The following is an 8,940-nucleotide window of genomic DNA, read 5'->3' as shown; positions in this document are numbered from 1 at the left end:
TTATAGTGGTGCATTGTAAGTCGTTGATTTTATTGAATAAAAAAATAGATTAAAAAATGAACTTTTGGAAAAAGTCCTTTTAAATTGGTAAGTTACGGAATTAAGACACAGCAATCCACAAAGTTATCCACAGATTTTGTGGATGGAAAAATACGGTGTTTGTCCTACAGGAAAAGCAAGGCCTTTTACAACTTTTACAATTAATGACTACTCGTCAGCAGATTTCTTTTTATGCGTATCAAACAACAACATTTTCGTACCATCTGGCAACAAGCGGAGGCTGTCTGCCTGATTGATCAGACCCGCTTACCGTTTGAGTTTGTGACGGTGAATGTGACGACCCTGGCGCAAATGTGTCATGCCATTCGCAGTATGCAAGTGCGGGGTGCACCTTTGATAGGTGCTGCCGCTGCTTACGGCGTCGCGCTGGGCGTTCAGCAAACCGCCAGTGATGCGCAGGTGCGGGATGTGGTCACGCAATTGTGTGCTACCCGGCCAACAGCCGTGAATCTGGCGTGGGCGGCGCAACGCATGCAGCAAGCCTTGCTGGCCTTACCTGAGTCTGCCCGCGCGATGGCGGCCTGGCAGCTGGCGCAAGCGATTGCCGATGAAGATGTGACACAAAATCTGGCACTGGGCCAGCATGGCAAGGCGCTCATTGCCGCCAAAGGCTCGGTCAATCCGCAGCAGGTCGTAAATATTCTCACCCATTGCAACGCTGGCTGGCTGGCCACTGTGGATGGTGGCACCGCGCTGGCGCCAATTTACGCGGCACATGATGCGGGCCTGAAGGTGCATGTCTGGGTAGATGAAACGCGACCGCGCAATCAGGGCGCGAGTTTAACCGCCTGGGAGCTGGCGCAACATGGCGTGCCGCATACGGTGATTGCTGATAATGCCGGCGGACATTTAATGCAGCATGGCCAGGTGGATATGGTGATTGTGGGCGCTGATCGCGTGACACGTGAGGGTGACGTGTGCAACAAGATTGGCACTTATTTAAAGGCGCTGGCCGCTTTTGACCAGAACATACCTTTTTATGCAGCTGTACCTACGCCGACTATCGATTGGCAACTAGCACGTGGTGCTGATATTGAAATTGAAATGCGCGACGCAGACGAGGTGGCTTATATGCAAGGGCAGGGCGCAGACGGACAGGTGCAACGCATACGCGTGATTCCACACGAAAGCACGGCGCTCAACCCGGCGTTTGATGTGACGCCCGCCAGGCTGGTCACGGGGATTATTACTGAGCACGGCGTATTGACGCCTGCGCAGCTACATACACTGGCAGCTTAAAATGACGACTCCAACAATGACCACACCTCCACCCGCACAGCAATTATTACAGGCTGCCCAGCAGATGGCGCTAGCCGGACTCAACAAAGGCAGTTCTGGCAATGCCAGCATGCGGCTGGATGACGGCTTTTTAATTACACCTTCAGGCGTGCCTGCCGAACAGCTCAACACACAGAGCATGGTGTATATGGATTGGACGGGACAGGCTGAGGCCGGTAAACAGCCTTCTAGTGAGTGGTTTTTTCACCGCGACATTTTACAGGCACGGCCGGAAGTGAATGCGGTGGTGCATTGCCATAGCATGTTTGCCACCACCATTGCCTGCATGGCACGCGATGTGCCGCCGTTTCATTATATGATCGCCACCGTAGGCGGTGACGATATCCGTTGTGCGCCTTATGCCTTGTTTGGCACCCAGGCGCTATCTGATGTCGCCGTGAGCGCCTTGCAAGAGCGCAAAGCCTGTTTGCTGGCGCACCATGGCATGATCGCTTTAGGTAAAACCTTGGCACAGGCACTGGCGATAGCCATTGAGGTGGAGAATCTATGCGAGCAGTATTGGCGCTTATTGCAGCTTGGGGAGCCTGCGCTGTTAACGCCAGAGCAGATGCGTGAAGTGCACGCCCAGTTTAAAGGCTATGGCCAGTGGGATAAGTAGGCCTACAACTTGGGAAACAACGCCAAGGTGCTCAAGCGCAATAAGTATGTTGGGTCACATATAAACACATTGTTTTCTATGGCCAGAATGGCCTCCGGTGGCGCATAGCACTTGAGCAGCACGCCACCAGACTCTACTGCATTAAGGCCTTTGGCATAAGTGGTTGCAATGTCTTCAGAGGTGCTCCAGCAAAAGCCGATCTGGTCGTTGTCAAATAAAAACCAGCTTTCTCCACGGTATAAAGTAAAGCCCTCGCCGTGGTAATCAGAGAGTGCCTTTTTGAGTACTTTTAGCACCAGGGCGTCGTCTTTTATTTTGGCACGCAGGTCACCGCCGTATTGCGCCCACAGTGTTGCAATCTGACTTTTTTGAAACACAGAGTCATCTTTGAGTCTGGCTATATAGTCGAAGGTGTCACGCCAGAGCATGGCATCTACAGCATTGACATATACCCCCAGACAAAACTGCTTGGCGAGCGATTGTGGGGTGTATTTCATATTATGGCTGCGGGCTGGCTATCCACTCGCCATCCACCAGTTTTTCCTGCGGCTGGAACTGCTGTTTATAGGCCATTTTCTGGCTGTCGGCGATCCAGTAGCCCAGATACAAATAGGGCAGGCCCAGCTGTTTGGCCCAGGCAATTTGCCACAGGATGCTATATGTGCCGTAGCTGGCTTTATCCGTGGCATCGTAAAACGTATAGACCGCAGATAAGCCATCCATCACGATGTCGATCACACTGACCATTTTGAGGGCGCCATAGGCATCGCGGAACTCAACCATAATGCTTTCCACATTGCTCTGACACAAAAACTGCTGGTACTGCGCGGCCTCATCCTCAAGGTCTGCAATATGGTCCGGGCCGTGGTGATGGCGCTGTTGCTGGTAAGCCTGGTAAAGCGCGAAATGTTCAGCATCGTAGCTGGCTTCGACGATCGTCACTTGCAGGTCGGCATGTTTTTTAAAGGCGCGTTGCTGGCTACGCGTGATTTGAAAGGCGTTGACCGGCAAACGCACTGAAATGCAGGCGTTGCAGTGTTCGCAGTGTGGACGGTAGGCAAATTTACCGCTGCGTCTGAATCCTTGCTGGATCAGGCCGCTATATACCGGGCCATCGACCAGATTTTGCGGGGTGGCAATCAGGCTTTGTGCCAGCTTTTTTGGCAGGTAGCCACACGGATAGGCCGTGGTGACATAAAACTGCAGTTTTTGCAGTGGGGCATCATTAGGTAACGTCATATTGCACCAGGGTGTTCAATTGCGCGATAAACCGGTCTCGGGGAATCTCATATGCACCAAAGCTTGCCAGCAGCGGTGTATGCATCTGACAATCAATCATACCGACTTGTTGCGCGTTTAACCATTGCACTAAATGGGCAAACGCGACTTTAGAGGCATTGCTGGCATGATGAAACATGCTTTCTCCATAAAACATGCGGCCAATTTTCACACCATAGCAGCCACCCACGAGCTGTTCATCTTGCCAGGCTTCTACGCTATGCGCATATCCCATCAGGTGTAGTTGGTGATAAGCGGCGATCATGTCGTCGGTAATCCAGGTGCCTGGCTGACCTGGGCGAGGGGTGGCCGCACATGCTTGTATCACGCGCTTGAAATCAGTATTGAAACGGATATCAAAAGGCTGCTGTTGCATGACCTTGCGTAATGAACGGCTGATATTCAGCGCCTCGGGAAATAAAACCATACGTGGGTCAGGACTCCACCAGAGGATAGGCTCGCCTGGGCTGAACCAGGGGAAAATCCCTTGCCGGTAGGCCGCTAGCAATCGCTTTGCGGTCAAATCGCCGCCAATGGCAATCAGCCCATTGGGCTCGGTCAATGCCTGCTGCAATGGCGGAAAAGGCGTTTTTGTGTCCAGAATGAGTACTGGCCCGCCCGGCAGCGGGTAGTAGTGTTCGTGCATAAACGTCAGTTAAATTGGTAAGGGTCGTGCTTGCCTGCCCATTCTATAACCTTGTTGCCCGGCATGCCACGCGAAATGCCAAAGCCTTGTGCATAATCGCAACCTAATGCCGCCAGGATCTGGGCCTGCTCCGCTTTTTCCACGCCCTCTGCCACCACTTTGCGCCCGAACTCACGGCATAGCGTGACTACACCTCGAATCACTGCCAGGTCCTCCTGGTTGCTGAGCATGTTGTGGATAAAGGACTGGTCGATTTTGATGATATCTACCGGCAACCGGCGCAAATAAATCAGTGACGAGTAGCCGGAGCCAAAGTCATCAATCGAAAAAGCCACGCCCAGCGACTGGCACTGTTGAATGACACGGTTGACACGGGCGAAGTCACTGATGGCTGCGCTTTCGGTGATCTCGATATGCAGTTGTTGCGGTTGGATCTTGGGGTACTTTTTAAACAGGCTGGCCAGATGGTCACTGAACTGTTTATGCATCAAATGTTGTGCAGCAATATTGACCGAGACCTGGGTGTGCAGGCCATGGTCTTGCCATTCCGTGAGTTGTCGCAGGCTTTCTTCAATCACCCAGTTGCCAATATCAATAATCAGGCTGGTATGTTCCACCGCGTTGAGAAAGTCATTCGGGTAAAGCAGGCCACGCAGTGGGTGTTGCCAGCGCAATAAGGCCTCAAAGCAAAACAGTTTGCCTGATTGCATGCACACCTGCGGCTGGTAAACCAGTTTGATGTGGCTGTTTTGAATGCCGTTCAGCAAGTCTCGCAACAGTAGTTGCTGTTGTTGCGACTGCTGCGCGGAGGCTAAGTCAAACAGGTGGAACTGGTGCCCGCCATGCGTTTTGGCATGGTACATGGCATGGTCGGCATGGCGTAGCAGCGTGTCGGGTGGGTTGTTGTCTATAGGGTAAAGCGTGTAGCCAATGCTGGCTGAAATCGAGAATTTGAATTTATCAATCGCAAACGGTTTTTCAATCGCCGCCAGCAGTTTTTTGAGTAAACGCGTGTATTCGGTTTGTGTACGGCCGCCGCACAAGAGCATGGCAAATTCATCGCCGCCCAGGCGCGCCAGCGTGTCTTGCGGTTTAAGAATATTGGTCAGCCGGCTGGCCAGTTGCATCAGCAATTTATCGCCAAATTCGTGGCCATACTGGTCATTTACAATTTTAAAGTCATCCAGGTCTATATAGCAGATAGCCACCAGTGATTGCTGGCGCTCAGCCTCCAGCAAGGCTTGCTGTAAACGGCTGGAAAACAGGACGCGGTTGGGCAACTGCGTTAATACATCATGGTAAGCCAGGTGCTCCAGCATGTTTTGCTGTTCTTTGGCGCGGGTGATATCCGAGAATAAACCGACATAATGCTGGAATTCGCCCGCCTGATTCATCACCGGTGACAGTTCCAGTTCAACCAGGTAATCATGCCCCTGATGATGGCGGTTCCACACTTCGCCTTGCCACTCTTGAAACGCCTGTGCACCTTCATACAGGTCTTGAAAGAAGTCTGGCTGCAGGCAGGCAATACCTAAGGCGGCAGGGGACTGCCCAATGGCTTCGGCCTGCGCATAGCCGGTGACTACGCTAAACGAGGGGTTGCATTGCACAATCAGGCCACGTTCGTCGGTAATGAAAATAGCGTCATGTGCATGGTCAAACACGCTCGCAGAGACTTTGAGCCGGTTGGCGCTGGCCTGTATCTGGCTCACCATTTCACGCAAGCGTCGCCGCATTTTGACCATGTTGGCGATCAAGGTATCTGGTGTGGCTGCAATATGGTCTTCGGCGAAATCGCCGCTTTCAATGCGCATTAGCAGCAGTTTTGCGGTTTCCGGCTCGCCACCCAAGGGGTTCAACACAAAGCGCTGCAAGCCGCTGATCACGGCCATTAACACCACCAGGGTCAGAATCAAGGCGATGATCATGACAGGCGAAAGCGCGCCCAGCGCAGACCAGTAAGCTTCGTTGACGGGGTAAAGGATATTGATCTGGAAGTCCCATTCAGGCACTTCTTTGCTGACTCTTTTCCAGCGGTGCTGGCTGTCTTCCATCGCCTCTAGCGCTTGCTGTTTGCTGATGCCGCCGGTAAGAAAGCGAATCTTGCCGTGGCCATCGGTGATGGCGACGAAGCCTTTTTCTAAAAATCCCCATTGGCGGATCGCCTGGTCAATAGCATTGAAGTCCAGTTTATAACCGACATACCAGGCACCAATCAAACGATTCTGGTTGTCGTGCATGGGCTCGTAACGTGAAAGATAGGCTTCGCCCAGAATATCAACCACGCCATAGAACGTTTCATTTTTCTGCAGTTTTTCAATCACCTTGCCATACGGGTTCAGCTCGGTGCCAAAGGCGTTGCTGCCATCGGCTTTTTTCACATTGGTGGCAATCCGCAAAAACTGTTGGCCACGTTTGACAAAAATAGTGGCAGTGCCGCTGCCAATGCGGGTGACAGAGTCGACCATAATGGTCCTGCCTGTTTGCGGGCTGTCGCCAAAGCGCAGATTGGGTACCTGCGTCCCCAGCATGTCGGTGACGCCATGAATATTGGGCGGACCTTCAACCGAGGCATATTGTTTCAGCAAAGCCATGCTGGAAAGCACATGTTCACTGACCAGTGTTCTGGCCGTGACTAACAGGTTGGCGAGTTTTTGTGTTTCTTCGTTGGCCTTGGCCTCAATATTATTCAGGTGATGGTTGAAAATAAAGGCAAATGAAATGAACCCGATCAGCAGGCCAAAGGCTGCCAAAGGTAATAGGATTTTCTTGAATAGCGTGTAATGCTTCATTGTTAATTTAATAATTATTATGTAAAAAAATACCCCACTCTTGAGAGTGGTTATACAGGGCTTTAACAGCCGCCGCAATCACAAATACACCTGTTAACGGCGAATGCCCGTCTTTTCGTGTTGGGCGTCTGATTCAGCACACAGTTTGTTTTGCGCGAGGTGTTTTCTCCGGACGAGACCTAATTCAGTCGTTCGCGTGATTGTGACGGCAAAAACACTTCATTTTTTTAAGAAAAATGATTTCAAATCAATCAATTAACGCGTAAAATGCGCAACTCTCAAGCATTGCTGGTCACCCGCGTGGAAATCTACACCTCCCTTATAGCCAAACCTGTTAACAGCTATCGTCCGTATTGGGCCAAACGCTTTGGCACGGCGCCTGTGCTGCCGATGAGCCGCGCCGAAATGGATGCACTGGGCTGGGATAGTTGCGACATTATTCTGGTGAGCGGGGATGCCTATATTGACCACCCCAGTTTTGGTGCAGCGTTGATTGGTCGTTTGCTCGAGGCGCAAGGCTTTCGCGTTGGCATTATTGCGCAGCCTGACTGGCAGTCAGCGGCGGCCTTTAAAGTGTTGGGTAAGCCCAATCTGTATTTTGGCGTGACGGCGGGCAATATGGATAGCATGGTCAACCGTTACACGGCAGACCGTAAAATCCGTTCTGATGATGCCTATACGCCGAATGCTGAAGCCAACAAACGCCCGGACCGCGCGGTGCTGGTGTATTCGCAGCGCTGTAAAGAGGCTTATGCAGATGTGCCGCTGGTGATTGGCAGTATCGAAGCCAGCCTGCGCCGCATTGCACATTACGATTACTGGTCGGACAAAGTACGTCGTTCTATCCTCATCGATTCTAAAGCCGATATTCTGCTGTATGGCAATGCTGAACGTGCCATTGTTGAGCTGTCGCATCGTATTGCGCGCGGTGAGCCGGTGCATGAAATTCAGGATATCCGTGGTACGGCGTTTATCCGCAAACAGGTGCCGGATGACTTTTTAGAGGTGCCTTCCACCCGTTTGGATAGACCAGGCGTGGTTGAGAAACACGAAGACCCTTATGCCATGAAAATGGGCAAGGGCGATGCCAGCTGCGCGACCGATGAAAAAGGCGCTGAAGCGAGTGCGGCGGCGCCAACCATCAGCCTGCCCTTACCGCTTAAAGCCAGCAAAGTGCCGCGTGACCGCCAGGTCATCCGCATGCCATCGTATGAAGAGGTGGTGAGTGACCCGGTGATGTATGCGCACGCTTCGCGCGTGCTGCATCTGGAAGCTAACCCAGGCAATGCGCGGGCGCTGGTGCAAAGACACGGCAACCGCGAAGTGTGGCTGAATGCGCCGCCGATTCCACTCACGACCAAAGAGATGGATTACGTTTACGACTTGCCTTATGCACGCAAACCACATCCAGCTTACAAGGATGCCAATATCCCGGCCTGGGAAATGATCCGTTTTTCGGTCAATATCATGCGCGGCTGTTTTGGTGGCTGTACTTTCTGCTCGATCACCGAGCATGAAGGCCGTATTATCCAGAGCCGGTCCGAAGACTCTGTTTTGCGCGAAATTGAAGAAATTCGAGACAAAGTGGATGGCTTTACCGGCGTGATTTCTGACCTCGGCGGGCCAACGGCCAATATGTACCGCTTGTCTTGCAAGTCTGAAGAGATCGAGAAAAACTGCCGCAAGTTGTCTTGCGTCTATCCTGGCGTGTGCGAAAACCTCAATACTGACCATTCGGCGCTGATCCAGCTTTACCGCAAGGCGCGTAACTTGCGTGGCGTGAAAAAAATCCTCATTGGTTCAGGCTTGCGTTATGACCTCGCCGTGAAATCGCCGGAATATGTCAAGGAGCTGGTGCAGCATCATGTGGGCGGCTATTTGAAAATTGCGCCTGAGCACTCAGAAGAAAACGTGCTGAGCAAAATGATGAAGCCGGGCATGGGCGCTTATGATGAGTTCAAGCGCATGTTTGAAAAATTCAGTGCCGAGGCAGGCAAGAAACAGTATTTGATTCCATACTTTATTGCTGCGCATCCTGGCACCACAGATGACGATATGATTAACCTGGCATTGTGGCTCAAGCGCAATGATTTCCGCCTTGACCAGGTGCAGACGTTTACGCCGACGCCGATGGCGATGGCTACCGCCATGTATCACAGTGGCAAAAACCCCTTACGCAAAGTCACCCCTGACTCTGAGAACGTGCCAGTCGCCAAAACTGGCACCATCCGCAAATTGCAAAAAGCGTTTATCCGCTACCATGACCC

At 52.0% G+C, this 8,940-nt stretch carries 7 protein-coding genes; 3 read left to right on the top strand and 4 right to left on the bottom strand.

Annotation, left to right across the window (positions count from 1 at the left end; all coding sequences use genetic code 11):
- Positions 1 to 231 precede the first annotated feature (231 nt).
- Both mtnA and B3355_RS04020 read left to right on the top strand, forming a co-directional pair.
- The gene (gene mtnA / locus B3355_RS04025; protein ID WP_292780434.1) at positions 232 to 1,299 is read left to right on the top strand and encodes an S-methyl-5-thioribose-1-phosphate isomerase; all 1,068 of its coding nucleotides are present in this window, start codon (positions 232 to 234) and stop codon (positions 1,297 to 1,299) included.
- A 16-nt stretch (positions 1,300 to 1,315) separates the two neighbouring features.
- Positions 1,316 to 1,957, top strand: coding sequence for a class II aldolase/adducin family protein (locus tag B3355_RS04020; protein ID WP_292780437.1), 642 nt, complete (start codon positions 1,316 to 1,318; stop codon positions 1,955 to 1,957).
- A 2-nt stretch (positions 1,958 to 1,959) separates the two neighbouring features.
- Here B3355_RS04020 and B3355_RS04015 read toward each other — a convergent pair whose 3' ends face one another.
- Genes B3355_RS04015 through B3355_RS04000 form a run of 4 tightly spaced genes read right to left on the bottom strand, consistent with a single transcriptional unit; the run spans position 1,960 to position 6,673 of the window.
- On the bottom strand, positions 1,960 to 2,454 hold the full coding sequence (locus B3355_RS04015; protein WP_292780431.1) for a hypothetical protein: 495 nt from the start codon (positions 2,452 to 2,454) through the stop codon (positions 1,960 to 1,962).
- Between the two features lies 1 nt (position 2,455).
- On the bottom strand, positions 2,456 to 3,196 hold the full coding sequence (locus B3355_RS04010) for an arginyltransferase (RefSeq protein WP_047517051.1): 741 nt from the start codon (positions 3,194 to 3,196) through the stop codon (positions 2,456 to 2,458).
- On the bottom strand, positions 3,183 to 3,881 hold the full coding sequence (gene aat, locus B3355_RS04005) for a leucyl/phenylalanyl-tRNA--protein transferase (RefSeq protein WP_292780425.1): 699 nt from the start codon (positions 3,879 to 3,881) through the stop codon (positions 3,183 to 3,185). The genes B3355_RS04010 and aat overlap by 14 nt, the downstream gene beginning before the upstream one ends.
- 5 nt (positions 3,882 to 3,886) lie before the next feature.
- Positions 3,887 to 6,673: a bifunctional diguanylate cyclase/phosphodiesterase gene (locus B3355_RS04000; protein ID WP_292780422.1), complete on the bottom strand. Its 2,787-nt coding sequence runs from the start codon at positions 6,671 to 6,673 to the stop codon at positions 3,887 to 3,889.
- A 267-nt stretch (positions 6,674 to 6,940) separates the two neighbouring features.
- Here B3355_RS04000 and B3355_RS03995 point away from each other — a divergent pair.
- Positions 6,941 to 8,940, top strand: a 2,000-nt coding sequence (locus B3355_RS03995) for a YgiQ family radical SAM protein (protein ID WP_292780420.1), incomplete at its 3' end; no start/stop codon positions are given.

Source organism: Methylophilus sp. UBA6697 (assembly GCF_002454655.1).
GTDB lineage: Bacteria > Pseudomonadota > Gammaproteobacteria > Burkholderiales > Methylophilaceae > Methylophilus.
The sequence above is the reverse complement of the archived record's forward strand: the minus strand, read 5'-3'. Positions and strand labels throughout refer to the sequence as shown.

Bases quoted from the DNA above. Each gene is read 5' to 3' on its own strand.
- mtnA (WP_292780434.1), top strand. From the start codon at position 232: ATGCGTATCAAACAACAACATTTTCGTACCATCTGGCAACAAGCGGAG.
- B3355_RS04020 (WP_292780437.1), top strand. From the start codon at position 1,316: ATGACCACACCTCCACCCGCACAGCAATTATTACAGGCTGCCCAGCAG.
- B3355_RS04015 (WP_292780431.1), bottom strand. From the start codon at position 2,454: ATGAAATACACCCCACAATCGCTCGCCAAGCAGTTTTGTCTGGGGGTA.
- B3355_RS04010 (WP_047517051.1), bottom strand. From the start codon at position 3,196: ATGACGTTACCTAATGATGCCCCACTGCAAAAACTGCAGTTTTATGTC.
- aat (WP_292780425.1), bottom strand. From the start codon at position 3,881: ATGCACGAACACTACTACCCGCTGCCGGGCGGGCCAGTACTCATTCTG.
- B3355_RS04000 (WP_292780422.1), bottom strand. From the start codon at position 6,673: ATGAAGCATTACACGCTATTCAAGAAAATCCTATTACCTTTGGCAGCC.